This is a genomic window from Synechococcus sp. A10-1-5-9, assembly GCF_047716785.1.
GTDB lineage: Bacteria > Cyanobacteriota > Cyanobacteriia > PCC-6307 > Cyanobiaceae > Synechococcus_C.
In genome coordinates this window covers 2,090,833-2,116,766 of the sequence record NZ_CP180406.1, presented here as the reverse complement: position 1 = coordinate 2,116,766, position 25,934 = coordinate 2,090,833, and the positions used below count along the sequence as shown (strand labels likewise).

Genomic DNA, 25,934 nt, shown 5'->3' with positions numbered 1-25,934 from the left:
CCATGAGAAACGGATCAACGCCATCGCCATGCGCGAGTTCTTCGTCAATGTGACCCGCTATCCGCGATATCTGATCGCGTTCAGCCTTGGCGTGCTGAATTCCGTTGCGGAACCGCTGGCCCGCCGGCGCAGCAATCCCGTGACCGCTGTGGCACTGATCGGAGCCTTAATCAGTGGCTTCATCAGCCTCGGACTGGTGTTGCGTGCCATGGTGTCTTCAGCACCAATGAGCTGAGATGGCTCCTGGACGACGGGTAGAACGTGTCGCAGCTCTGATCCGCAAGGAGACGAGTGAACTGCTCATTCATGGCATCCGCGATGAACGGGTGCATCAGGGGCTGATCAGCATCACCGGGGTGGAGGTGAGCGGGGATCTTCAGCACTGCAAGATCTTCGTGAGTGTGCTGGCCGACCCTGAAGGCAAAGCCCAAGTGATGGACGGTCTGCAGGCAGCCAGTAGCTTCCTGCGCGGGGAGCTCGGTCGTCGTCTCAAGATGCGGCGTGCACCGGAAGTGGTCTTCCATCTCGACCGTGGCCTGGAGAAGGGAGCCTCCGTTCTGGGGCTGCTTGGGGACCTCGAGCGAGAACGCCAGGTGCGGGGGGAGATCCCGGCAGGCAGTGACGACGCTCATGAAATCCACGACGATGAACGCAGCTGAGCAGCGGCGGGCGGTGTCCCAGCTGCTGGTGGTGAGGGCCAGCGGTCATTCCAGCGATCACCAACGGCGATACCCCCGCTGGGAATTGAGCAACGGGGAGCTTGAACGCTTACTGGCAAACGGCGTCGGCGGCGTGATTCTCCTGGGAGGCACGGCCACAGAACTGCAGCAGCGCTGCCGAACGCTGCGCTCCTGGGCCGGTGATGAGGATCTGCTGCTCTGCGCCGACGTGGAGGAGGGGGTCGGTCAGCGCTTTGAGGGCGCCACCTGGCTGGTCCCACCGATGGCCTTGGGCCGTCTGCAGTCGAACGACCCGGCGAAGGCGAGGCTTCTTGCCGAACGCTACGGGCGATGCACTGCTGACCAGGCCCGCCGATGCGGACTCAATTGGGTGCTGGCGCCGGTTTGCGATGTCAACAGCAACCCGGCCAATCCAGTGATCAATGTGAGGGCTTGGGGCCAGGTTCCTGAAGCCACCGCTGCGCTGGCTGAAGCATTCCAGCGCGGCCTTCAGGCCGGAGGCGTTCTTGGTTGCGCCAAACATTTCCCTGGGCACGGGGACACAGCCCAGGATTCCCATCTGGAGCTGCCGATACTGAAGCATTCGCGGGAGCGGCTCGATCAAATCGAACTGAGGCCGTTCCGTCAGCTCATCGCTGCAGGGGTGGACAGCGTAATGACCGCGCATTTGATGATTCCATCCCTTGATGCCGATCGGCCCGCAACCCTGTCTCCCAGGGTGCTGACCGACCTGCTCAGAGATTCTCTTGATTTCCAAGGACTCATCGTCACCGATGCCCTGGTGATGGAAGCGATCACAGGCCTGGTTGGTCCTGGGGAGGCTGCAGTGCAGGCCTTCGAAGCCGGGGCGGACCTGATCCTGATGCCCGCCGATGCAGACAAAGCCATTGACGCTGTCTGCGCAGCTCTCGACAGCGGGCGCATCCCCTGCCTACGCCTCGAGCAGTCTCTGCAGAGACGTCGGGACGCTCTGCAACGCTGCAGCGGGGACCAAGCCAGGCCCGAAGGCGCTTCAGCGCCTGACGCGGGAGAAACCACAAACGAGCATCAGCTCGCCCTCGAGTTGGTGAGCACCACCCTCGAACGACAGGGAGCGACTCCGGTGCATCCACCCGCTGATGGCGGTGTGACCCTGATCCGCGTGGATGGAGTGCTGAGCTGCCCATTCCTGCGCCCTGATGCTCCGGCCATCGTCTGGCCCGCCAGCCGCGGATTCAGGCCGATCATCTGCCATGACCTCGGGATCAGCCCCTGGCATGAACCTCCACAGGAAGACAATCCTTTGGCCCTGGATCGCCTGGATGACGGACCGGTTTTGCTGCAGCTGTTTCTGCGCGGCAACCCATTCCGCGCAGGCCGGGATCGTGATAATCCATGGCCGGCAGTCATCCGCCAGCTTCTGAGGCTGAACCGCCTGGCAGGGATGGCTGTGTATGGCTGCCCCTACCGATGGGAAAGCCTGCGAACGCTTCTGCCCGACACCATCCCCGCCGCCTACAGCCCTGGGCAGATGGCTGCTGCCCAGCAGATGCTGATGGTTCAGTTGCTTGGGGACGAGAACACGCTGGAGCTGGGGACCGAATTCACCGACTGAACGGCTCTAATCTCGGCGCCAGTGCGGGACGACATCATGCTCAGCCTCTCGATGATCGTCCGCGACGAAGCCGAGCGCATCGCTGCCTGCCTGAACTCGGTGAAAGGAATCGTCGACGAGATGGTTCTGCTCGACACCGGCTCAACGGACAACACCGTGGCGATGGCTGAAGCTGCCGGTGCCCGAGTGGAACGGATGGACTGGCCCGGGGACTTCGCACCAGCGAGAAACGCGGCACTCGAGCACGTGAAGGGGGACTGGGTGCTGGTGCTGGACGCCGATGAACGCCTGCGCGCAGAGGCCATCCCGGCAATCCGAGCACTGATGGCTCAACCGGATGTTCTGGTGATCAATCTGCTTCGCCACGAACTGGGAGCTGCCATGGCCCCGTATTCCAATGTGAGCCGGCTGTTCCGACGGGATCCTCGAATCCGCTGGAGTCGGCCTTATCACTCGATGATTGACGACAGCGTGACCGAGATCCTGCAGCAGGAACCGCATTGGCGGGTGGCGAACTGCGCTGAACCGGCGTTGCTGCACGACGGCTACCGCCCTGAGCTCCTGAACCAGAGTGACAAGGCCGAACGACTGCGTCTTTCGATGGAGCAGTGGTTGGAGGATCAGCCGGATGATCCCTATGCCTGCACCAAGCTCGGGGCACTGGAGGTGAGCAGTGGCAACCATGAGCGAGGCGTGAATCTCTTGCGCAAAGGGCTCGGGCAGCTTCCGGATGGAGCAGGAAGAACGGCTGAGCGCTATGAGTTGCTGCTCAATCTGGGGATCGCCTTGGCACCTGAGGATGCTGATGCAGCTGAGAGCTACTACAGGCAGGCGCTGGATCTGGCCTTGGATGTGCGTTTGAGCCTCGGTGCCCGGCTGAACCTGGCCGCCTTGCTGATGCAGGCCAATCAGCTGGATGAGGCGATTCAGCTCACCACCACAGCCTGCCAGCGTGCCCCTGAAGTAGCACTGGCCTGGTACAACCTCGGCCTGATGGAACGACGCCGGGGCGACCTCGCCGCATCCCTGCGCGCCTACGAGCGTTCACTCGAGCTCAATCCCGATCACGCGGAAAGCCACCAGAACTTCGCCGTCGCGCGACTGATGGGTGGCGATATCGACGGTGCGCGCGCCAGCTTCCGCGCAGCGATCGACAAGCTCCGTCAACAGAACCGTGCCAAGGAGGCCGGGGCTCTTCAGGCCCAGGTGAGCGGGATTGTGAAATTGGACGGGAGCGCGCAATGACCACTGACGAGGCCTCTCCGCTGCAGGGACGCACCGTGGTGATGACCCGAGCGGTGGAGCAGCAGAGTGAAGGCCGCCGACTGCTGGAAGCACTCGGGGCCAAGGTTCTCGATTTGCCGGCTCTGGAGATCGGCCCTCCGGATCACTGGGGCGCCCTCGACGATGCTCTGGCTGAATGGGACACCTTTCACTGGCTGATCGTCTCCAGCGCGAACGGAGTGGAAGCTGTGGAAGATCGGCTGCAGAAGCAGGGGCGGACCCTGGCCCATCGACCGGCAAGCCTCAAAATTGCAGCGGTGGGACGCAAGACCGCCAGACGCCTGGAGGAGCTGGGCTCAGAGGCGGATTTCGTGCCCCCCGAGTTTGTCGCCGACAGCCTGATCGAACACTTCCCGGTGTCTGGCTGGGGACTGCGCATCCTGCTGCCACGGGTCCAGAGCGGCGGCCGCACCGTTCTGGCGGAAGCTTTCGGTGAAGCCGGCGCACGGGTTGTGGAGGTGCCGGCTTACGAGTCCCGCTGTCCGGAGGCGATCCCAGCAGCAACGCTGGATGCCTTGCGAGCCGGGTCAGTGGATGCGATCTGTTTCACCAGCGGCAAAACGGTGCTGCACACCACACATCTGCTGGCACAGAGCATGGGGGAGGAGGAGGCGACAACCCAGCTCCAACGGGCTGCCGTGGTGTCGATCGGTCCGCAGACCAGTGAACGGTGCCGCAAGCTGCTGGGCCGTGTGGACCAGGAAGCCCATCCCCATGATCTCGAGGGCCTGGTGATGGCTTGTGTTCAGGCAATGCAGAACGGAGATTCTGTTTGACCGGCCACCGAAACAGTGAGGCAGCCGCGGCGCAGGTCGATGGCCTGCACCACCCATCCCACGGGGAGTAAAGCGCTCGAGTCGCCAGGGCAACGACCTCTCTCGCCGACACAGACCGGTCCGGATCCTTCCGCTGTGGTCACCAGCGCACGACGCCGACCACCGACTGCGAGCACCCCTTGAACCTGGAGCACAAGGCTCGGCTGTTGATCAGCATCGGATGCACTGGGCGCAGGAGCCGTTATTGAACCAGCAGAAGCCACAGGAGCAAAGGGATCAGGGCGGCCATCGGGAACGGCGCTGAGCACCTGCTCAAGACTGGGCAGGGGCACAAACGAGGAGGACGGGACGAGCCGATCAGGAGAAGTCTCGGAGGGTTCAGAGGCAACGTCTTCAACCTCAGGCGGCTTTAACCCAGGCGCAGCGTTCTGAGTTGAGTCACTGCCGCAAGCGCTGATCAGGATCCAGAGCAGTCCGGCCAAACTGACCCCTCGCACGAGAGCGCGCGAGAAGACCCATCTGGGACTTTGTTCAACCCCCGGATGCCTGTTCACGCTCAACCAAATCCCGGAAACGATCAAGATTTGCCTGAAGCTCCTTGGTAACAATCCCACCCAGGATGCTGGGTTCCATCAGTGGTGCCAAGACCCCGGGAAGCTCGTAGGTGACCGTGAGCTTCACAGCGGTGCGCTCCGGCTGCTCAACGTAGAAACGAACAGCGCCTTTGGTCGGCAGGCCACCGACGGATTCCCAGTGCAGTTGCTGAGCTTCAACGCGCTGGGTGATGCGTGCCTTCCAGTGGAAGCGAAACCCTTGGGCGGCAAGCGTCCAGTCGGTGAGTTCAGGATCATCAAGGGTTTTCACCGATTCAATCCAACGCATCCACTTAGGCATAGCCTCGAGATCGCTCCAGACAGCCCACACCCGGTCCACGGGAGCGTTGACCTCGGTGGTCACAGAATGTTCAAGCCAGCGTCCCATGGGTTCAGGCGACTGCAGTATTTGTGGCCAGCCGGGCTGGCTTCCTGAGGATGGCAGCGGCAGCGAGATGTCCGCTCATCGTGGCTCCCTCCATGGAATCGATGTAGTCCTGACGGGTGTAGCTGCCGGCCAAAAAGAAGTTGCTTACCGGAGTGCTCTGGTCAGGTCTGTAAGGCTCCATACCAGGAGCTTCGCGGTAGAGCGACTGAGCGAGTTTCACCACGTTGCTCCAGGTGAGCTTGAGGTTCCGCGCTGATGGAAACAGGTTTCTGACCTGCTGGTCGGTATGAGCAACGATCTCATCCACGGACTTTGGGATCCAAGGATCACCGGGGGTCAGAACGCATTGCAATAGGGATCCCATCCCCTCCTTGCGGTAGTCCTCAGGGCTCGCCAACGCCAGATCGGCGAAACAACTGAAATCAGCATCGGCTGTGTAGAGGAGATTGTTGAGCCCAGCAGGCTGGGACACATCCCGGCGACGCTCTTCGTGGGACTCTCCAAGCTCAGTGACCCAGCCGTCATAGCGCAATTGCACCGTGGCGACTGGAACGGCCTCGAGCTTGTGGATCGCCTCGAATTGGGGAAAGCGCCGCCAAGCCTCAGGCAGCAAGCGCTGAATTCCTGGCACATCACAGGCAGCCAAGTAGGCATCGGCCTCGATCCGCACATCACCCTCAGGGGTACCAAGCTGCAGGCTGGTGACCTCCGGGAGATCCCCTTCCGTGAAATGCACCTGCTTCACTCGGTGGCGCAAATGCAGCTTGCCGCCGCGCTCCTGGATGTAGTCAAGGATCGGACCGGTGAGCCAACGGTGAGGAGAGCCTTTGAGCAGGTTCAGCTTGGAGGCTTCTGTCTTGGCGGCGAACATCATGAAGATGGTGAGCATGCAACGAGCAGAGATGGCCTCACAGTCGATGAAACCGAGGGCATAGGCGATGGGATTCCACATGCGACGGATGCTTTCCGGACTGCCGCCATGCCCGACAAACCAGTCTTGGAAGCTCATGGAATCCAAGGCGCGGATCGTGCGCATCGCCCCTTCGTAATCGACAAGGCCACGCACGATTGGGCTGGTTCCCAGGGCGAGGGCATTTCGGAGCTTGTCGATCCAACTCAGCTGTGGGGTCGTGAAGAAGGCCTTGAGGCCGTTGAAGGGTGCACCGATCGGAAAGCGAAAATCCAGCTCCCGCAGATCTCCACCCTGGTTCACAAACAGATGGGTGTGTTGCTTCGGCAGCAGATTCTCGAAGGCACCCACCTTGCGCATCAGCGCAAAGAGATTGGCGTAGTTGAAGAAGAACACATGCAACCCCATCTCAATGTGGTTGCCGCCGTCATCCACCCAGCTGCCTACCTTGCCGCCCATGAAGGGACGAGCCTCATAGAGATTGACCTCATGACCGGCATCGACCAGATCCACAGCAGCGGAGAGGCCGGCGAGACCGGAACCGACGATCGCGACCCGCACATGATCTGCACAACTGAAGCGACTCTATGTATGAGCCTCCATAGAGTGAGGGAACCAGCCTGTGTTTCCCATGACCCCCACCCCAAGCACTGCGCCGGCGCACACCGCGAAAGACGGCAAGGGGATCCTGATCACGGAACCGGCCATGCAGCAGTTGGCCAAGCTCTGCGGCGAACAGGGTGACAACCAAGTGCTGCGGGTGGGCGTGCGATCCGGCGGATGCAGTGGCATGAGCTACACGATGGATTTCGTGCCGGCTTCAGACACCCAGAGCGATGACGAAAGCTATGAGTACGCGGCCTCTGATGGCCAGAGCTTCCGAGTGATCTGCGACCCGAAAAGCCTGCTTTATATCTACGGAATGCAGCTCGACTTCAGCACAGCGCTGATCGGTGGCGGCTTCAATTTCACCAACCCCAACGCCACGCAGACCTGTGGCTGCGGCAGCTCCTTTGCCGTATGAACAGAACCCTTTCCATGGCCCGCTATGGGAATCTGAAGAGATTGCTGTCTCGGTTGATCATCCATGGATGCCACTCAGGACTCCCTGTTCCAGCAGGCGATGGCCCGCTACCAGGACGGAGTGCCTGCTGAAGATCTTCTTGGAGATTTCGAGACGATCACCGCCGCAGCGCCAAGACAATCGGCTGGCTGGACCTGCCTGACCTGGCTTCAGCTGCTGTGTGATCAGCCAGACGACGCCCTGCGATCGGGACGGATGGCGATCAAGCTCAATCCCCAGGACCCGCAGGCGCGCATCAACCTCTGCCTGGCCATGCTTGAGACCAAAGCCAAAGGTGTCCGCGACCACATCGAAGTGGTTCAGCAGGTTCTAGCTGTGGCGCCCGAGGTGGCTGGTGATCTGCGCGAATCGATCGATGATGGACTTCGGCGACGCCCGGAGTGGCCTGCCCTCTTGAAAGTGAAGGCGTGGCTGGAGCTCTGAGGTGAGCCGCCTGCTCCTGCTGAGCAACGGTCACGGCGAAGATCTGTCTGGATCACTGCTGGCCAAGGCACTGGCAAACCGGGGGCACACCGTGGAGGCCCTGCCCCTGGTGGGACGTGGTCAGCCCTACCGGGATGCTGGCATTGCCCTGATCGGCGGCACGCAGGAATTCAGTACAGGAGGCCTGGGTTACACCAGCCTGCGAGGGCGACTGACCGAGGTCATTCAAGGGCAGGTGGTTTATCTGCTGCGGAGGTTGATGCGGCTGCTGCGCATCGGCCATCGCTACGACCTCGTGGTCGTGGTCGGCGATGTGATTCCTGTGATGGCAGCCTGGCTGTGCCGGCGCCCCGTGGCCACTTATCTCGTGGCTTACTCCAGCCATTACGAGGGCCGCCTGCGTTTGCCGTGGCCATGTGCCTCTTGTCTGAAGAGCCGACGCTTCCGTGCCGTCTTCAGCAGGGATCAGTGCACAGCCGATGATCTCAGTGATCAGCTGAGACGTGTGGTGCACTTTCTCGGCAATCCCTTCATGGACCCGGTGCTGGCCGATACCAGGAGACTGCCAGCAGCGAGGCAGCGGATCGGCCTCCTGCCGGGGAGCCGCCGACCGGAGCTTGAGCAGAACCTTCATCTGCTTCTGCAGATGATCGAGCATTTGCCCAAAGAGCTCTTCAGGGGGGAAGCGCTTGAGCTTGATCTGGCTCTCGTGGCCACCCTCGACGACCCATCCCTTCTCGCGCTGGTGCAACCGTGGGGTTGGGATCTGTCCGACGCGGTCGACGGTTCAGGGTTGCAGCTCCAGCGGGGGCACTGCAGCATCCATGTGCGACGCGGCCGATTCGCAGCCGTCTTGCACAGCTCGGATCTGTTGGTGTGCATGGCAGGAACTGCTGCAGAACAGGCGGTGGGACTGGCACGCCCCGTCCTGCAGCTCGCTGGCCAAGGCCCACAGTTCACCGCGGGATTTGCCGAAGCGCAGCGACGCCTGCTCGGCCCCACGGTGTTCTGCGCACCGGGCGAACCTGGGAAAACCGCCACCCTGGAAGCCTCGGCGAGGCTGGCCATCGATCTGCTCGAAAGGAGCCGCCTTGACCAGGATCTGCAGCGGCAATGTCAACAACAAGCCCTACAACGGCTTGGCTCTGCCGGAGGAGGCGCCAGGATGGCCCAAGCGATTTCCGACTTGGTGCAGTAACCGTCATGACCCCACCATTGCAAGAGCCCATCTGGAAGCGGTGGTTGGACCGCGTGTTGGTCATTGACGTGTTCCTGGTTCTGGGTGGTGCGGGCTGGTTCGCCTTGGCGATTTTAGGGAGCAGTCAAGGGGTTGAAGCCCCCATGCGTCAGTTTCAACGCCTCTGGGAGCCCCTGTTCACCCCAGCGATCGGTCTGTTGATCGCCTCCGCCCTTATTAACGGCTGCTGGAGCTGGTGGCAGCGGCGAGTGCAGCGTCAAGCGTCGGACAACAGAAACTGAACGCGAGCTCCTCCAACCGGTTGGAGCACACTCGCTGGCCATCCAACACCACTTGAGCACCATCGCCGAGCAGCAGCTGGAGAACGGGACCGGGGACCGGCAACAAACTGGGACGACCTAAGCAGCGTCCGAGCCCAGAAGCGAAGTCAGCCATCGAAACCGGCTCAGGTGCGACGGCATTGATCGCTCCAGCCCAGGAAGGCTGCTCTAGAGCACTCTGGATCATGCGACAGAGATCGTTGCGCTCGATCCAGCTCATCCATTGCTGACCCGACCCGATCGGTCCTCCGAATCCAGTCCGGAAGACTGGAAGCATCTTCGCGAGGGCACCGCCGTCGCAAGACAGCACAATGCCGATGCGCAACACAACCAGTCGAGTGGCGTCTGGCTTCGCCGCGGCCGTTTTTTCCCAGCGCTGGCAGAGACCCGCCAGAAAATCGGAACCGGGAGCACTGCTCTCCTCGAACCGGGCATTCGCACTGGTGCCGAAATAGCCAACTGCCGATGCGTTCACGAGAACGGAGGGAGGTGTGTCGAGCGCAACCATCGCGTCAACGAGACAACGAGTGGTCTCCAGTCGGCTGGATTCGAGTAGGCGCAGATGCTGGGGAGTCCAGCGCTGTTCTGCGATCGGCTCACCAGCCAGATTCACCACCCCATCACAGGCTGAAAGAGCCTGAGTCAGCGCTGCTGAGGAAGCCCAGCTGGAGGGTGCGGATGGGTCGGCCTGAATCCAGTGCAGCTGAGGGGCGATTCCATCGGGCAGACCAACCGCGGAGGCTGATCGTCGACTCACAACAGTGAGTTGATGGCCAGCTTCATGCAGGAGAGGGATCAGCCCACGCCCGACCAAGCCTGTGCATCCGATCAGCAGGAGACGCATGGGAGGTGAGCGCGAAGAAACGGTGCTCGACGTTAGGCAGCCGATGACGGATCAGCGCCTGGATCCGGAAGGGTGAGATTCATGCGCCGGGCAAGGGGCACCAGAGCGAAGCCCTGAATGAACAGGCCGTAGAGCACCACCGCCAAAGCCAGGGGAGGCATCAACACGCCCCAGCTCACCCCCGAAGACCAGGCATTGATGGCCAAGGCGATCGGGACGGCCCCGCGAAGACCAGCCCAGCAGACGAAAATGCGCTCACCAGGACTGAAGGGGGTTCGCCACAACAAAAGGTGCACCATCACCAGCCTCACAAGCTGCATCACCAGAAAAAGCAGAAGGGCCATCCCCGCCGCATACACCACATCCTGGGGAGCGACGACCAGTCCCATGCAAAGGAACAGGAGCAGCTCAGCCATTTTGGCGTAGCTCGAATGCGCTTTCTCCAGAACCGCCTGATCCAGACTGTCGCTATTGCCCAGCACCAGCCCTGCCACGTAAGCCGCCAACAGCGGGCTGCCTCCCAGCAGAGACGTGCCACCGCTGAGCACCATCAGGAGCGCCAGGCTCACCACAGGCAGCATCGAGGCCTGGTTAAGGCCCATGCGGGTGCCGAGGAGCTGAACGGTGAGGCTTCCACCCAGGAAGCCAATCAGGATTCCGAGCAGAAACTGACGCACCAGATCGGTCACCAGCACACCAGCACCGACGCCGTCTCCGCCCACTAGTGCGAGGGCAAGACCGGCCAGCACCACGGCCATCGGGTCATTGAAGCCCGATTCGCATTCGATCAGATCCATCAGCGGCTGTGGCAGTCGCCCCTGCAGGGGTCTCAGGAGTGCCAGCACCGCCGACGCATCCGTGCTGGCCACCATGGCGCCGATAAAAAGATTGCGCGGCACAATCTGCGTGAGGGCTGCTCCGCCTCGGGCCAGATCAAAGCTGATCCCCACGGCGGTGATCAACGCGGCCGTGATCAACACACCAATGGTGGCCAAGCGCGCAGCTGGCCGAATCACCCCTCGAACTTCTGACCAATTGGTCGTCAATCCCCCGAAGAAGAGGACGAGAACCAGCGATGACTGGGTGATCTGCTGGGCATTGTCCAGGCTCAGCAGCGTCAGCTCGCGAGTGCTGGATACATCCACCTGGTTGTTGATCAGCAGACCGAGCAGAAGCACCATGAGGATTCCCGGCACCCGCACCCGCGCCGCCAGATCATCCAGAAGCACCGACACGAGTAGGAGACCACCGAAGGCCACCAGATAAGTCGAAAGGCCGTTATCCAAATGGAAGGCAGGCGTTGCGTGTAATGGTTCTAGCCTGATGAATAGAAACCGACCCGTGATGGCCGAGACACCGTCGAGCCCAGCTCCAGCCACGAAAGCCCCGCCAGCACTGAAGAAAGGTGCTCTGGTGCGCGTGAACAAGTCGGCTTATGAGGGCAGCACGGAAGCCGGTGCCAGTGATCCCCATCCACCGGCCTACATCTTCGAAGGGCCCGGAGAACTGCTCGTAGTGAAAGGGACCTACGGCCAGGTGCGTTGGCGCAGACCCGTCCCCGACGTGTGGCTGCGGATGGATCAGCTCGAAGCGTTCTCCTGAGTTTCGAGCGATTCCTCAACCAGACGAATGGCCTCGGGAAGGATTTCAACAGCCTCCGGAATCCGCCAGATTGCGCCTGACAGCACCGAAGCTGCAGCATCCAATCCCCTCAGAACGGGCTGGTTGCCAAGCCGTTCACCAGCGGCCGCCGCTACAGCGGCGGCCTTGCCTGGGTCCCACCCAGCCAGCAGCACCACCGCTCGAAAAGCGCTTGGCCAAGCGTTGTTCGGAAGTCGCTGTTCCAATCCCGCAAACTGTCTGGATGCCTCCAGCGGGCGATTGGCCAGCACGGCCAACAACGCCAGTGTCCACCTGGCCTGACGATCCTCAGGATCAGCGTTGAGCCTGGTGAGGGCCGCCTCGCGCGTCGGACCCCTGTAAAGGAAATGGCCATCGAGCATGTGTTCGATCGCCACGCTGCTGAAGATCGGCTCCAGTCCAGAAGGACCCTTCTCAAGCGCTGAGGCCAACGCGGGGAAGCGCTGATCGAACCCTGGCAAGGCAGGGACATCAGCACGCCGACTCCACAGGGAATAGCTGCCCCCTCCTGGACGGGGGAAGGTCTCCACACGCTCGAAGACCCCGGCCTCCCGAACGGCGCGATCAAGCCTGCGGGCCGCCTTGCGCACGGATCCCTGATCCCCCTCCGCCAGCAGCACCAGCTCGGCATGATCCAGCACCGGCTGCACGTGATCGAGGCTTCCACCAAGCTGACGCCCGACCAGCTGGCCTCCATTCCGGCGCCCGTAGTAGCTGACGTTGTGCTGATTCAGATCAGGGGTGCTCGGCACCACGATCAGGGTGCCGGGCGCAGCGCCTGGCACTCCGCCTCCGGCACGCTGCACGATCGATTCCAAGGGGCCTTGATGACGGTTCTGCAACCGTGCCGACTGCTGCATCCAGCCGTGGGTGGCAGCGGCCAGCCCTCCTGCGGCCAGGGCTAAACCCGGCAACCAGCGCGCGTGCACAGGCCAGCGACGCCGGATCCAGAGCCCCCACTGCAACCAGCCCCGGCTCAACAACAACAGTAGAAGTGGCAGCAACGGAGCGATGTAGCGGGAATCCTTATTCGGGCTCAGGTTGGTGAACAGCCAGCCCAGCACCAACATCCCCACCAACCAGACCCAGCCTTGGCGACGGTCGGCCCCATCCCGGGGCGGCGCCACCAGACCGCACAGCCATTGCTGAAGCAAGAGCACCAAACCTGATAAACCGACCAGCAGCAACACCCAGCCGACCTGATCCGGCAGCAGCCGGGGGTACCAGAGCCAACCGACCAGGGTCAACACGCCGGGATCACCCTCGAGGGCCGCCGACTCGATCACGGCGCGGTTGGTCCCTCCAAGGGTGGTGATCCAGTTGTGGCGCAGCCAGGGCAGGAGACTGAGGGCAACCAAAGTCAGGCCCACCGCCAGCTGCGCCTGGCGACGGACACCTGAACGCAGGGCAACCACCACAGCCCAGGCGCAGGCAGGAATCAGTACGAGCAGGGCACTCTGTTTCACGAGCAAGGCCGCTGACACCGCCAGAGCAGCAGCGAAGGCCTGCCACCAGGAGGACTGCCGATGGGGTTCGAGCCAACACCCCAGGCGCCACAACGCCAGGGTCACGCATGCGGTAAGGGGTAATTCCAGCAGGTAGTCGGTGCGCAACTCCAGGAGCATTGGCGCCAGTGAGACGACGGCAGCAGCCAGCAGCGCGAATGGCCGGGCCAGACGCTGCGGAGAACGAAGATTCAACGCCCAACCCGCCGTGGCCCAAAGAAGCAGTCCATTCCAAAAACTGAGACTCCAGGCAGCCTGCGCCGGTGCATCGCCACTGACCGCGATCACAGCACCGTTGATCAAAGAGCCGAGAGGCGGAATTTTCGGAGAGAGGTCGAGCAGAGCCTGCCATCCTTGCCAGCCGCCTCCCGGGAGCAGACCAAGCGCCCGACCATGATCCAGAGCACTGTTGAGATAGTCCGCCTGATCCCAGGCGGGCAAGCCACCGTGGCGCGTCCACCACAGCCGATCCGCAGCCGTGGCCAGCACCCAGATCAACAGCAGCAGCGCCCGAAACGCTCCCGCTGCCATCAGCTGATCTCCAGCCTTCGACGTTCGTCTTGGAGACGCTTGCGACGTTGCTTGGCTTCGCGCATCATCTCGCGTCCATCGTGGAGATAACTGTCCACGTAGCCCATCGTGTAGCGCTCAAGCTCCGCCACCGCATCCTCCACCTGAGACAGACAGTGATAAACACTCAGGCCGAAACCACGAGCCGAAGCGGGGGTTCGGATGGATTGAAACAGAGTTTTGACCTTATCGAGCCGGCTCCTGCTCTGTTCGAGATAAGCGCAGAACGCCTCCATCAGGGCATCGTCGTAGGGATCAGCGGATAAGGCGCGGAGTTCGGCCACGAAGGGATTGATCACCTGGCCGAGCAAGCGGTCAATCGGGGCATAGACCTTCTTCAACCACGTGGCCAGATCCTGATCAGCATGACTGGAACGACCGCTGGCCCGCTTTGCCGCCTGACTGGCACGGGCATTGCGAGCCCCACGCGCCCGTGCCTCATCCCTTGCCGCTATCGCAGACCCGCTGCTCCTGTCGAAGACTCGGCGACTTTCGGGATCCCCAAGTTGTTCCCAGGCGGCATTCAGCGCCAGAATCCGCTCCTCGGTTCCACCCGCATCGGGGTGGTGCTGCTTCACCAAGCGCCTGTAGGCGGCCTTGAGTTCAGCCTGGGTCGCCGAAGGACACACCTCGAGCACGGCATAGGGATCCAGACCGTCAGGCATCAGGATCACCTGCTGCGCTGAACATCGGTGTGGAAAGGTAGCGCTCACCAAAGCTGGCCAGGATCACCACAATGCGCCGTCCCTCCATCGCCGGACGCTGCCCGATCTGAAGAGCAGCAGCGACGACGGCACCGCTGCTAACGCCGCAAAGCAGCCCCTCTTCACGAGCGAGACGCCGACCAACCTCCATGGCCTCATCGTCGCTCACCGCGATGACCTCATCGATCAGATCCATATCCAAGACAGGAGGAATGAATCCAGCGCCGATTCCCTGAAGACGATGCGGTCCGGCGACGCCGCCGCCCAGCACCGGACTGGCGGCCGGCTCCACGGCGACCACCCGAAGCTTTGGGAGTCGACTCTTGAGGACCCGGGCACAACCTGTGATGGTGCCCCCGGTGCCGACCCCGGCCACGAGTCCATCCAAGGCACCATCTGTATCCGCCCAGATCTCCTCCGCCGTTGATGCAGCATGCACCGCAGGATTAGCGGGATTATCGAACTGCTGAAGCAGATAGGCCCCGGGGATCTCCTGCACGAGTTCCCGGGCCCGTTCGATCGCCCCTTGCATGCCCTGCTCACCAGGTGTGAGCTGAAGCTCAGCGCCATAGGCTCTGAGCATCGCCCTACGTTCGGTGCTCATGGTGTCGGGCATCGTGAGGATCAACCGGTATCCGCGAGCCGCGGCCACCATCGCCAAGGCAATTCCGGTGTTGCCACTGGTGGGTTCCACCAGAACGGTCCGCTCCGCTGCAATCGTGCCGTCGTTCTCTGCGGCTTCCACCATGGCGCCGGCAATCCGATCCTTCACCGACGCCGTGGGATTGAAACTCTCCAACTTGGCCACGATGTCGGCCGTGCATCCCCAGGCCTGAGGCAGGCGGTTGAGCCGAACCATTGGAGTTCTCCCCACCAGGGTTGTGATGTTTGGGGCAATCGCCATACGAATCCGTCGGTTCGGGCTCCGTTACACCCATCCAATCATCAGAAGACAGAAGCAGCGATCGGTTTGATCATTGATAACAAAAAACCCCCTCGCAATGAGGGGGTTGAAGTGTGCGTAAAGAGTTAAATATGCGAGCGAAAGATTTCCAAGGAGTTCGATTGAACGAACTCCAGGAATGGCTCTTATGCCAGATCAGAACTTGAAGGTGGTCTGAATCAGGCCGCCGAACACGTTGAACTGACCGTCATAACCAGTGCCATCAACCTTAAGGTTCCGGGTGTTCTGGCCCATCGGGCGAGACAGATAAAACAGAGCAGGGGTAACAGCGATATTGTCAGTCACCTGGAAGTTGTAGTACAACTCGAAAGCATAGTTGCCGTCAGAAGGTGTATCACTACCTTTGAGGGCTGTGGCGAAGGTGGGCTGACCAAAGGCGAAACCGAGATCATTTCCTTTCAGGAAGACATCGGCCCAACGCAAGCCCGTGAACCAACTTTGGGATGTGGTATAGGTACCATCCAAAATGTTGTCGCCTGAGATGTTATTGAGCGCCCAACCGACGGAAATCGAAGGGATAAAACTAGGATTTTCCGGCTGCCAGTAGGCATTCAACGCGTAGCTGTTGGATGAACGGGAATCATCACCAGGCTGGCAATTCAGATTGAAATTACCGTTCTGAACAAACGAAGTGGAGCGACGGAAGGCTGAACGGCACTGACCATAGCGGTAAGCGAAGGCAGCTCCATATTGACCATTGCCCCAACCCAGCTGAGCCAGGAGATTGGCACGGGAGTTGTCAGTCGCGAATCCACCCGTGGAGGAATCCGAGTTGTTCCCTTCACCATCATCAGCAACGTAGTTGACGCTGACACTGAAGGCAGGATCGCCTTTGTCGACCTTCTGCTTCCAATAAGCAGCAAGCAGCTGACCAGTTTCTTTGTTGTAGACACCTGGCACACCGGCAACAGCAAAGTAATCAAGGATCTTTGCGCCACCCTTGTTGTACTTCGAAGGCCACATCGCAAGAGACTCAGTATTACGAGCCAGCGCACCAACGATGAACGTGAACTCTTCGCCTACGGGGAACTTGTAATACAGACGGTCAATCGTGACGCTGTTTTCTGTGCTGCTAGCGATATCGAGGGCTGTCAGGTTGACACCATCACCACCGAAAGCATTGTTATCAAAGTTGCCAGTACGCAGACGGGTGAACAGCTTGTCCTTACCCGTGAAGCTGGTGTTCAGAGACAGACGCTGGTCGTAGTTGAAGGTGAAAGCCCCGTATTCCCTGTTGTAGGCATCGGCACCACCAAGGCCTGCACGGCTGAATGATTCTCCAGCAACGCTGTCACCACCTGCGATCACACCACCAGTCACGAAGGTGGTCTGACCCTTCAGCTTGGTGGTGGTAGAGAACTGAGTCGCTTCCAGTTCACCCACGCGGGCTTCAAGACCGTCCACACGGCCCTTGAGGATGGCGAGTTCCTTTTCGAACTCCTTCATCAGGCGCTTCAGCTCGTCGGTCACTTCAGTGACGCGGTCGAGACAGGCATTCAGCAGGGCAGCCGCTTCAAAGCGGGTCATGGCCCGGTTGCCACGGTAGGTGCCGTTGGGGTAGCCAGCCACGCAGCCGTAGCGCTCGATCAGGTTGCTCAGTGCCTGATATGCCCAGTCGGTGGGGTACACATCGGAAAACTGAGTGATGCTGGTGACCTGCTCACCGGAAGCGGCGTAATCAGACACACCGTCGATGTTGAGCTCAGTGGCATTGACAGCCATTGGAGCCAGCAGGCCCAGGGCGGCAGGAGCCACCAAAAGGCGTTGGAACAATTTCATGAAAACCTCACACCAAAAAAGAGGATTTACGCGGAGTACGCGCAGACCGCAAACTACTCGCAATTCACTTTCAGCAGCGTTAAGTACTGATCAAGACCTGTTGATCTTTCATACAAAAGCCCCCCGCAACAGCGAAGGGCTTGAAAGGTGAGGAGTGAAGCCCCGAAACGGGGCTCATGGGCATCTTCAATCAGAAAGTGAAGGTGGTCTTGATCAGACCGCCGAAGTTATTGAAGGTGTCATCCTTCTCGTTGACGATACGGAAGATGTAGCCCTGGGGAGCACTCAGGTAGAACAGCGCAGGAGTCACAGAGATGTTGTCGGTGACTTGGAACTTGTACCACCACTCCCAGGCGTAGTTACCGTCTCCGACCCAGTCAGTGCCCAGAGCATCTTTACCAGCACTGGTGAAGTCTGCTGCGGTCACGAATGTGGCCTGACCGACGGCCATACCAGCAGAGTTGCCCTTCAGGAAGACATCAGACCACTGAAGGCCCACATACCAGGACTGGGACGTGGAGCTCTTCGTGAGTCCGTCGACGCCAGCATTGTCATTCAGACCCCAACCAGTGCTGATGCTGGGAATCCAGCTGGACTCCTCAGGAGACCAATAAGCACTGATACCAACTGAGTTGTTGGCACCACCAGTTTGAAGAAGGTTGGCGGTAGGAGTGCCGTTGCCGGAATAGAGGCCGACACCGTTATCGCCGGAAGCATAGTTGTACGCAGCAGCAATACCCCAATTGTCAGCGGTGTAGGCAACCTGAACAGTTCCGTTAGAACCGGAACAATCAGTACCGATACCACCAGTCGTATCGTCGCAGGGATTGAAAGGATCTCCAGTTCCCGAAGCGGAATTTTGGCCATTAATGCTGACGTAGTTAGCACTAATGCTGAAACCGTCGTTACTCCAGCTAAGGCCAGCACCTGCACCCAGAGAGAGGTTGTAGGTACCTGGGGCACCTGCGTAGGTGAAGATGTCGAGGATCGTGTCAGCGGGATAAGCGCTAGGCCACACAGCCAGCATGTCGTCCTGACGAACGCGAGCACCGACGGTTGCGGTGAAGCTGCTGCCGATGGGGAACTGATAGAAGACCCGGTCAATACCAACGCTGTTCGCGCCGGAAGGCTCTTCGAAGGCGACCTCCATGGCAGTCAGGCCGTTGCCAAACACGGAGTTACCGAAATTGCCACTACGCAGGCGAGTCCGGAGCAAGTCCTTACCAGTGAAGCTGGTGTCGAGTGCCAGACGCAAGTCGTAGTTGAACGTTACGGCACCAAAGGACTGGTTGTAATCGTCAGCCGCAGAACTGACGCTGCTACCTGCAGTAGATGCACCAGTCACGAAGGTGGTCTGACCCTTCAGCTTGGTGGTGGTGGAGAACTGAGTCGCTTCCAGTTCACCCACGCGGGCTTCAAGACCGTCCACACGGCCCTTGAGGATGGCGAGTTCCTTTTCGAACTCCTTCATCAGGCGCTTCAGCTCGTCGGTCACTTCAGTGACGCGGTCGAGACAGGCATTCAGCAGGGCAGCCGCTTCAAAGCGGGTCATGGCCCGGTTGCCACGGTAGGTGCCGTTGGGGTAGCCAGCCACGCAGCCGTAGCGCTCGATCAGGTTGCTCAGTGCCTGATATGCCCAGTCGGTGGGGTACACATCGGAAAACTGAGTGATGCTGGTGACCTGCTCACCGGAAGCGGCGTAATCAGACACACCGTCGATGTTGAGCTCAGTGGCATTGACAGCCATTGGAGCCAGCAGGCCCAGGGCGGCAGGAGCCACCAAAAGGCGTTGGAACAATTTCATGAAAACCTCACACCAAAAAAGAGGGTTTACGCACAAGGCGTGAGGTAAATCTGGCCGCTAACCGGAGCTTAACCAGAGAGCCTGTGACGGTACGCGGTTTGGATACTTCTCAGAGGGTCCTTTTTTCGCCCTTAACCGCATTAGTTGATACAAAAAAGAGCGTTGCGCCCTAACACGCGCCCAGTGCAGAGTGACGGTCAGACGTTGCCGAAGCATTCAATCCATTGGACGTAAACCACGGTCAACGAATCGATTGCCGCGGACGATTCAACCTCCCCGTGCTGGCAGCGATCCTGTTTGCCCTTGTGACGCTCGGGTTGCAGCTGTGGAAGTCCTGGGTCCTGCTCGCTGGATACGACCAGGGAATTTTCCAACAGGTGGCATGGAACAGCCTGCATGGCCATTGGTTTGAGAGTTCCCTCTCCTCGCAGCTCTCCACCAACGTTGTTCATGCCGGTCAGCTCCCGTTCGTGGGATACGAACGGCTCGGACAGCACTTCACACCCACCCTGCTGCTCTGGGCACCGTTGCTTGCCGTCTTCGGTGCCGCTGCCCTTCCTGTTCTGCAGGTGGGCCTGATCACGGCTGCTGGGTTGGTGCTGCACCGTCTGGCTTCATCGCGTGTCCCGGCAAGAACGGCCAATTGGCTGGTGTACGCCTACTTCGCGGGAAATGCCTTAATTGGCCCCACCCTCGGCAACTTTTCCGATCTTTGTCAGCTTCCTCTAGCGGTGTTCGGCCTGATGCTTGGCTTGCTGGAACGCCGACGCCGCCTCATCTGGGTGGCTGCGGTGCTCATGCCACTCATCCGTGAAGACACTGGAGTGGTTCTCGTTGCCATCGGACTGTGGCTCCTGGTTCGATCCCGTCAACGGTGGTGCTTGGCTTTGGCGCTCATCGCCTGGGGTGCTGGATGGGCCATTGTTTCCACGAATGTGCTGATGCCACTGTTCTCCGACGACAACAGCAAACGCTTCATGGTGGAGAACTTCGGTCAGTACCTCGGAGCGGATCCGGAAAAGGGAAGCAGCAGTCTTGGGGTGATTGGGCGTGTGCTCAGCCAACCGGCATTGCTAGTGCAACAGCTGGTCGATCCACCCGACAAGACTCTTCTGTACTTGCTGGGTCATAGCCTCCCGTTCCTTTTCGTCCCCCTGATCAGTCCCGACACGTGGCTGCTGGCAGGACCCAGCTTGTTGGGGCTGTTTCTTGCCCAGGGAGCGAACGATCCCCTGTCAATCACCATTCGCTACACCTGGCTCGTGGTGCCGGGGTTTGCTTTAGGAACTCTGTTTTGGTGGGAACGTCGAAAGCAACCATCCCCAGGCCCACGCGTGCGTTTGGCCTGGGCAATAGCACTGGTCATTTCACTGTTATTCACGGTGACCAGCAATCCCAACCGCAGCCTTTCTTTTGTGATCCCAGACAGCATTCAGCCCTGGGTTTACAGCTCTCCTCTAGCCCAATGGCGCCATGGACAGGCCGCGCGGGAGGTCTTGTCCTCCATCCCCGAAAACGCCAGTGTCAGCGCTAACACCAATCTTGTGCCCCTGCTGGCACGCAGGGAAGCGGCCGTACGTTATCCCTACAGCACTCGTTACATCGACAGAAATCAAGTGGAGCGCTCCGTTGAATGGATCGCTGTCGATCTCGACTGGCTGGAGCGCTACGGGATTGCTTTCCGGGGAGACTGGAAAGCCCTCAGACGCATCCGGCAAGACCTGCTAGGGCAACTTGACAGCTTCAAAGTTCAAGCCATCAGCGATGGCATTGTCGTGTTGCAACGAAATGGAGCGGTGCAACCAAAACTGCAACAAGCCTTGCGCGATCGCCTGCAAAAGCCCTTACCGACAGATCCGCGCAACTTGTAATCCATCCCTAAAACGATGCCCCCAACCGGTTGTCCGGCTGGGGGCTCTCGCCGGGTCCGCTCTGTCGCGAAACCGATTGATCAGTCAGAAGGTGCCGTCAGCCGGCGTTCTCCGCGATCAGCAGACCCTGGATGCAAGAACTGGAACTCATGGACACCTCCTCCAATGGATTGATGAACGCCGGTGATGCATTCGATGCTGTAACGACATCCGAGGATGGAGTTACAGCATCACACCACTGCGATCTGAACACTTGAACCATAACGGAACTCATCTGTTCTTGAAAGGCAGACCTGCACTTGCTCTCTGGCTTTTGACCCTCTGCCTCTGGCTGCCCTGGCTAGGCAATCAGCCCTTGCGGGACTGGGATGAAGGCCTTGTGGCCACTGTGGCGCGATCCACTTGGCAGCAAGTTGTTCAAGGACGACATCTTCTTGATGGATTAATTGCCTACAAGTGGGAGGGGGCCTACCTCAACAAACCGCCGGGCTTGCATTGGCTGATCGGAGGGGCTGTCCAAAACTTCGGGGAAAAGGACTGGGTTGTGCGTCTAGTGCCCTGCCTGCTCTCAAGCCTCGCCGTCCCCCTGATCTACTGGCTGCGTCGCAGCCTGAACCCGGAACCTGTATCGCCAAAGGAGCGGAAACAGCGCGACAGCAGCGCACTGATGGCGGCGCTGATCTTGATGACTCTGCTGCCGATGGCACGCCACGGTCGGCTGGCGATGCTGGATGGCTCCCTCGTGAGTTGCTCCCTGCTGCTCTGGAGCGGCTGGATCGCCAGCAGAGATACCCGTTGGCATGCTCTGCTGGCGGGGTTGGGGGGCAGCGGCATTCTGCTGCTCAAACCACCGGCCTTGCTGGGATTTCTCCTGATCGCGCTGGCGATCAGCCTCTGGGAACGGCGGCCCTGGCGCACCTCGGCATTCGGCTGGTTCGGGCTTGGTCTGCTGCCTGGGATCGGATGGCATGGCTGGCACCTGCACCAGCGGGGTGCCAATGCCCTGGTGATGTGGGGCGGCCAGGGTCTGAGAAGGATCACCGAGGTGGTAGGAGAGAACCAGGGCGCTTGGGTGATGCCGATCACCGAAGTGATCGAGGGAGGCTGGCCCTGGTTGCTGCTCCTGCCCACCGGGTTGGCCTGGGCCTGGCGCCACCGGCATCAGAGCAGCGGTCGCTGGGAACTGGGACTGCTGATCGGCAGCGCCGCCCTAGTGCTGCCCCTGCGCACCCAGCTCCCCTGGTACAGCCATCTGCTTTGGCCCCCGATCGCCCTTCTCTGCGGCGAAGGCTTAGCCGAACTGCTGCAGACAGGCAAGCCACGCTGGCTGAGCTGGGGCTTCCAGCTTCTCGGTTTGTTCAGCCTTGTGCTGGCTGGGTTGGCCAGCTTTTTTGGTGAACCAATCCAGCTACCGATCGCCGCCCTCCTGCTCGCCGGGCTCGGGCTGCTGATCGGTGGCCCTGGCCTGCGTGGCCCCTCGCTCCGCACGCGTCACCGGGGCCTGGTGGCCGTGCTGATTGGCTGGGGGCTGGCCCTGCTGATGCTCTGGCAGAGCCAGCTCTGGCTCTGGGAACTGAACGAAAGCTGGGATCCCAGGCCCATCGCTGGCCTGATCCGCCAGCTTCCTAAGGATGCCGTGGTCATTCTCAAAGGCCCAACCCGACCGTCGCTGGGCTGGTATGGCGGACGGGAGTTACGTCGTTCCATCGACACAGGCGCCAACGAGCACTGGCGGGTCAGTCGACAGCAGGAGCCGGACTGCGAGCAGATCAGCTCCTCAAAGGATGGAGAATGGGCCCTCTGGCGTTGCCCCGCAACAGCTTGAAAAGCCACGGCCACGAACCAGCCACAAACCAGCCACAGCCGCGCCGCGCTCCGGCTCCACCCCACGCCGCACTTTGGCTTTGGTCTGTGCTGCTCGGTCTGCTTGCCTGGGGTGCTTCAGCCCTGCGCCACTGGCTGCTGCAAAGCAATGCCTACGACCTCGGGCTGTTTGATCAATGGGCCTGGCTGATCGGCTCAGGGCTAGACCCGATCTCCTCGATGGAGAACGTTCATGTGCTCGCTGATCACGGCGCCTGGATGTTCTATGGGTCGGGTCTGCTGTATTGGTTGCATCCATCGATTCATTGGCTACTCGCAAGCCAAGCTCTATCCCTCAGTCTTACTGCAATCCCTGTCTGGATGTTGGCAACTCAAGCCGGCCTATCCAGACGGCTCTGCTGGTTCAGCTGCCTGTTGTGGTGGCTTCAACCATTGGTTTTCAACGTCAATTTGTTTGATTTCCACCCGGAGACCTGGATCATGCCTGGGCTAGCGATGGCGATTTGGTGCCAACGCCAGCAGCGCATCGGAGTCTGGCTTTTGCTGCTGGCCTTGATGCTGGGATGCCGTGATGGCCTGGTTCTGGTCACCCTGGGACTCAGCCTCAGCTTGCTATTCCAACGGCGCTGGACATGGGCGATCGCAGGCACTGGACTCTCCGGCGCTTGGGTCCTTCTGCTGAGCCATTGGCTTTATCCATTGTTCCGAAATGGAGAAGGGCCAAAAGCCGCTGGTCGGATGTTTTCCCATCTCGGTGACAATTTCGGGGACATTCTGTTCACATTGATCAGCCGACCATGGCTTGCCGTCACGCACATCGACTTAGGCAGCGGCGCCTTTTATCTCATGGTCTTAATCCTTCCCACCCTTCCCTTCTGGAGAAGGAACTCCCTGGTGATTTTGAGCGCGGCAGTCCCACTATTGCTTGTCAATCTCAATGCTGAGGCATCATCTTATCGAACGCTGATTCACCATTACAGCCTTCCACTTGCCGTCCTGAGCGTCACCGCCGCAATTGACGGAATGTCCCTACAGCCAAGACGAACTTTCCCTCGGAACGGTGTAATTTGGGCGGTGAGCCTTTGGCTCGCATTAGCCAAACCATGGTTTTTCACGGGCCCCTATCTCGACAGAGTGCACATGATGGGGGATGCATACCAAGCCATCTCCAAGCTAACTCCAAACGATCGTGTCCTTACAACCAGTTACTTAGTGCCACAGATCAGCCAAAGGCAGCACGTTACCTTCGCCAAACGATCTCAGAGCGAGCAAGCCTTTAACAACGACTGGAACGTTTTCTTACTGAATCCAAACCATCCGGGTTGGGGGTCGAACAAGAGGATCCAGAAGCGCCTACTCAATGAGGCAGAGGAAAGGTATTGGACCTGCAAGAGTTGGGATTCTGGGCTGAAGTTTTGCCGCAAACCAAGCTCAACCTCATAGCGCCCCAACCATACCCATGGCCTGGCACTAGGCTTTTGATCGGATGAATCGAGACCTGCAAAGCAATGAATAAAGAAAGAATAAAACCAAAACACGACTACCGAAGACAGCAAAATCCAAAGACATTTAACAACAAGAAATAGCACCAACACAGGAAAATACTGGGACCAGACAATCAGCCGTCAACCAGCACCCTTCCGACACAAACGAACGTAATCATTGGGTTGACTACAACTCATTCCCGAAGCCTTTGCCCTCTCCAGCACCTGATTCATAGTGCGGCCGATCTTTGTCTTCCCAACCTCCTTAAGCCGCCCTCTGACATTAATCAAAGCTTTTTCACTCGGAAAAATAATGACATCAAAAGGCCATTTTACCTGATAGTCCTCTTTTTCGACTTGAGATATCTTTTCACGCCCGGCAAGATGGACGACATAATTCGAAGAAGCCAGAACTGACTCTTGAGAACCAATTCCAGAAACAACAGACTGAAAAGCAACTGCTTCTGGCAAGCGCGGCAGGTAACGGGATTTAAAATACATCACTCGCGAGTAACCCAAAAAGGCCACCAAGGAGAAGACTAAGGTGGCATTGAATACATTCTTCTGAATACGACGCGCCTTAACTGAGACTAACGGCAACGAATCAAGGCAACCAGCAATCAAAAAGGCTAATATTGGAATCGAGTAATGATGATTTAGCTCACGCTGAATGCCTGAATCGGAGATAACATTCACCAAGTAAACAGGGGCCGCACCAAGCAAACATGCCAACGCTGGCTTCCGCAGAAGAGCAAGGAAGGGAAGCGAGAGCCCTAAGGTATAGAGAAAAATACTCTCAGGAGAGGCAACACTAAAAACTATCCAAGGCCGCACAAGCAATGTCGCAAGCATCTCGAGTTTCGTATCACCCAAATAGCCCAAACGCATGGCAACATGATCTCCCCCTGCAGAAGAAAGATGCGTTGCCAAGAACCACCAAAAGATTGAAATTACAATTGAAATGAGCCCCCTCAGATACCTACCCTTTGTGAGCGCATACAAACCCAAGCCCAGCCCAAACAGTGCTTGGGCATTTTTCGCAAAAAGTGTAATTAATAGACAAAGATAATAGCGCCATCTTCGACCCTGAGTTACCTCATAAATAGCCACAATCATGAATGGAATCGTGAGGACATCTGGATGGAAGTCCCCTCTATTGACCAAAAAGCTATAAGGACAAAGAACGATTGCGCAGATTAATGCCCAGATGAGCCGAGCGTCAATCTGACGCTTGACAGCTAGAGACGCAGCAATGGCAGGAAGTGCCCCCAAAGCAATCGACTGCAAACCGATGAAGGTGAATGTAGAGGGAAAGACTTTATAAATGGCCCCCAAGGGAAGGAGAAGAAGCGAAAAATGGTCCTCCAACGGAGCAACCTGCCTCAAACTGCTAATCGCTGCAATCTTTCCTTCACCAATCAGCCAACTAAATTGCTCAAAAAGTCCAATATCCCAAACCTGAGTACCAAAAAGATAATGCTGAACAGCCGCCGTCGCGAACAGAATACTGGCATAAACGATCGAGACAACAAAAGCTGCATGCTCAATCGAAGAACCCTGCTTAAAACTGATAGCCATACTTCCCCCTATCAATCATAAACACCTCAAAGCCAAGTTTACGCCTTAGACTTTAACCCAGAAACACCACTCACATACCCAAGAAATCAGGCATGCAACCCTTTACTTACCAAAGC

At 59.3% G+C, this 25,934-nt stretch carries 24 protein-coding genes; 13 read left to right on the top strand and 11 right to left on the bottom strand.

Annotated features, from left to right (window positions below; translation table 11 throughout):
• Positions 1-28 precede the first annotated feature (28 nt).
• Genes ACLM45_RS11145 through ACLM45_RS11125 form a run of 5 tightly spaced genes read left to right on the top strand, consistent with a single transcriptional unit; the run spans position 29 to position 4,334 of the window.
• A complete protein-coding gene (locus ACLM45_RS11145; RefSeq protein WP_006043059.1) occupies positions 29-235 on the top strand; it encodes a DUF751 family protein in 207 nt (68 codons plus the stop codon).
• Position 236: 1 nt separating this feature from the next.
• Positions 237-659, top strand: coding sequence for a 30S ribosome-binding factor RbfA (gene rbfA, locus ACLM45_RS11140; RefSeq protein ID WP_006043058.1), 423 nt, complete (start codon positions 237-239; stop codon positions 657-659).
• The gene (locus ACLM45_RS11135) at positions 646-2,274 is read left to right on the top strand and encodes a glycoside hydrolase family 3 N-terminal domain-containing protein (RefSeq protein WP_415409327.1); all 1,629 of its coding nucleotides are present in this window, start codon (positions 646-648) and stop codon (positions 2,272-2,274) included. The genes rbfA and ACLM45_RS11135 overlap by 14 nt, the downstream gene beginning before the upstream one ends.
• Before the next feature lie 36 nt (positions 2,275-2,310).
• Complete coding sequence (locus tag ACLM45_RS11130) at positions 2,311-3,519, top strand: glycosyltransferase (protein ID WP_415411421.1); 1,209 nt, start codon at positions 2,311-2,313, stop codon at positions 3,517-3,519.
• Positions 3,516-4,334 (top strand): uroporphyrinogen-III synthase, encoded by an 819-nt coding sequence (locus ACLM45_RS11125; RefSeq protein ID WP_006043055.1) that lies wholly within the window; start codon positions 3,516-3,518, stop codon positions 4,332-4,334. The genes ACLM45_RS11130 and ACLM45_RS11125 overlap by 4 nt, the downstream gene beginning before the upstream one ends.
• On the opposite strand, the gene ACLM45_RS11120 is transcribed toward ACLM45_RS11125, so the two are convergent.
• The 3 genes from ACLM45_RS11120 to zds are packed head-to-tail and all read right to left on the bottom strand — an operon-like array spanning position 4,304 to position 6,786.
• On the bottom strand, positions 4,304-4,816 hold the full coding sequence (locus ACLM45_RS11120) for a hypothetical protein (protein WP_415409326.1): 513 nt from the start codon (positions 4,814-4,816) through the stop codon (positions 4,304-4,306). The genes ACLM45_RS11125 and ACLM45_RS11120 overlap by 31 nt on opposite strands.
• Before the next feature lie 49 nt (positions 4,817-4,865).
• Complete coding sequence (locus ACLM45_RS11115; RefSeq protein WP_415409324.1) at positions 4,866-5,315, bottom strand: SRPBCC family protein; 450 nt, start codon at positions 5,313-5,315, stop codon at positions 4,866-4,868.
• A gap of 4 nt (positions 5,316-5,319) precedes the next feature.
• Entirely contained in the window at positions 5,320-6,786 is a 1,467-nt protein-coding gene (zds, locus tag ACLM45_RS11110; protein ID WP_006043052.1) for a 9,9'-di-cis-zeta-carotene desaturase, read from the bottom strand.
• Positions 6,787-6,856: 70 nt separating this feature from the next.
• On the opposite strand from zds, the gene ACLM45_RS11105 reads away from it, so the two are divergent.
• From ACLM45_RS11105 to ACLM45_RS11090, 4 genes are all read left to right on the top strand, one after another.
• Positions 6,857-7,249, top strand: a complete 393-nt coding sequence (locus tag ACLM45_RS11105; protein ID WP_415409322.1) for a HesB/IscA family protein — start codon at positions 6,857-6,859, stop codon at positions 7,247-7,249.
• 63 nt (positions 7,250-7,312) lie between these two features.
• Positions 7,313-7,732, top strand: coding sequence for a hypothetical protein (locus ACLM45_RS11100; RefSeq protein ID WP_006043050.1), 420 nt, complete (start codon positions 7,313-7,315; stop codon positions 7,730-7,732).
• A 1-nt stretch (position 7,733) separates the two neighbouring features.
• Positions 7,734-8,930, top strand: a complete 1,197-nt coding sequence (locus tag ACLM45_RS11095; RefSeq protein ID WP_415409320.1) for a lipid-A-disaccharide synthase-related protein — start codon at positions 7,734-7,736, stop codon at positions 8,928-8,930.
• A 5-nt stretch (positions 8,931-8,935) separates the two neighbouring features.
• A complete protein-coding gene (locus tag ACLM45_RS11090) occupies positions 8,936-9,211 on the top strand; it encodes a hypothetical protein (RefSeq protein ID WP_415409318.1) in 276 nt (91 codons plus the stop codon).
• Here the strand turns inward: ACLM45_RS11090 and ACLM45_RS11085 are convergent.
• Together ACLM45_RS11085 and ACLM45_RS11080 are read right to left on the bottom strand one after the other, a co-directional pair.
• Entirely contained in the window at positions 9,147-10,094 is a 948-nt protein-coding gene (locus ACLM45_RS11085; protein ID WP_415409316.1) for a TIGR01777 family oxidoreductase, read from the bottom strand. The two genes, ACLM45_RS11090 and ACLM45_RS11085, sit on opposite strands and share 65 nt — an antisense overlap.
• Positions 10,095-10,126: 32 nt before the next feature.
• Positions 10,127-11,380: a cation:proton antiporter gene (locus ACLM45_RS11080; RefSeq protein WP_415409315.1), complete on the bottom strand. Its 1,254-nt coding sequence runs from the start codon at positions 11,378-11,380 to the stop codon at positions 10,127-10,129.
• A gap of 58 nt (positions 11,381-11,438) precedes the next feature.
• On the opposite strand from ACLM45_RS11080, the gene ACLM45_RS11075 reads away from it, so the two are divergent.
• A complete protein-coding gene (locus tag ACLM45_RS11075; protein WP_006043045.1) occupies positions 11,439-11,696 on the top strand; it encodes an NAD(P)H-quinone oxidoreductase subunit O in 258 nt (85 codons plus the stop codon).
• On the opposite strand, the gene ACLM45_RS11070 is transcribed toward ACLM45_RS11075, so the two are convergent.
• The 5 genes from ACLM45_RS11070 to ACLM45_RS11050 form a co-directional block, all read right to left on the bottom strand.
• The gene (locus ACLM45_RS11070) at positions 11,675-13,771 is read right to left on the bottom strand and encodes an ArnT family glycosyltransferase (RefSeq protein WP_415409314.1); all 2,097 of its coding nucleotides are present in this window, start codon (positions 13,769-13,771) and stop codon (positions 11,675-11,677) included. The genes ACLM45_RS11075 and ACLM45_RS11070 overlap by 22 nt on opposite strands.
• The gene (locus ACLM45_RS11065; RefSeq protein WP_415409312.1) at positions 13,771-14,475 is read right to left on the bottom strand and encodes a J domain-containing protein; all 705 of its coding nucleotides are present in this window, start codon (positions 14,473-14,475) and stop codon (positions 13,771-13,773) included. The genes ACLM45_RS11070 and ACLM45_RS11065 overlap by 1 nt, the downstream gene beginning before the upstream one ends.
• Complete coding sequence (cysK, locus tag ACLM45_RS11060; protein ID WP_415409310.1) at positions 14,468-15,418, bottom strand: cysteine synthase A; 951 nt, start codon at positions 15,416-15,418, stop codon at positions 14,468-14,470. The genes ACLM45_RS11065 and cysK overlap by 8 nt, the downstream gene beginning before the upstream one ends.
• 195 nt (positions 15,419-15,613) lie before the next feature.
• Positions 15,614-17,257 carry an iron uptake porin gene (locus ACLM45_RS11055; protein ID WP_415409309.1) on the bottom strand — a complete coding sequence of 548 codons (1,644 nt, stop codon included), beginning with the start codon at positions 17,255-17,257 and terminating at the stop codon, positions 15,614-15,616.
• 190 nt (positions 17,258-17,447) lie between these two features.
• Positions 17,448-19,061 (bottom strand): iron uptake porin, encoded by a 1,614-nt coding sequence (locus tag ACLM45_RS11050; protein ID WP_415409307.1) that lies wholly within the window; start codon positions 19,059-19,061, stop codon positions 17,448-17,450.
• Between the two features lie 278 nt (positions 19,062-19,339).
• On the opposite strand from ACLM45_RS11050, the gene ACLM45_RS11045 reads away from it, so the two are divergent.
• The 3 genes from ACLM45_RS11045 to ACLM45_RS11035 all read left to right on the top strand — a co-directional run bounded on the left by ACLM45_RS11045 (position 19,340) and on the right by ACLM45_RS11035 (position 24,199).
• On the top strand, positions 19,340-20,932 hold the full coding sequence (locus tag ACLM45_RS11045; protein ID WP_415409306.1) for a DUF2079 domain-containing protein: 1,593 nt from the start codon (positions 19,340-19,342) through the stop codon (positions 20,930-20,932).
• Between the two features lie 253 nt (positions 20,933-21,185).
• Positions 21,186-22,757: an ArnT family glycosyltransferase gene (locus ACLM45_RS11040; protein WP_415409305.1), complete on the top strand. Its 1,572-nt coding sequence runs from the start codon at positions 21,186-21,188 to the stop codon at positions 22,755-22,757.
• Complete coding sequence (locus tag ACLM45_RS11035; protein ID WP_415409304.1) at positions 22,724-24,199, top strand: DUF2079 domain-containing protein; 1,476 nt, start codon at positions 22,724-22,726, stop codon at positions 24,197-24,199. Before ACLM45_RS11040 ends, ACLM45_RS11035 begins: the two co-directional genes overlap by 34 nt.
• 182 nt (positions 24,200-24,381) lie before the next feature.
• Here ACLM45_RS11035 and ACLM45_RS11030 read toward each other — a convergent pair whose 3' ends face one another.
• Positions 24,382-25,818, bottom strand: coding sequence for a DUF2079 domain-containing protein (locus ACLM45_RS11030; RefSeq protein ID WP_415409303.1), 1,437 nt, complete (start codon positions 25,816-25,818; stop codon positions 24,382-24,384).
• Between the last annotated feature and the right edge of the window lie 116 nt (positions 25,819-25,934).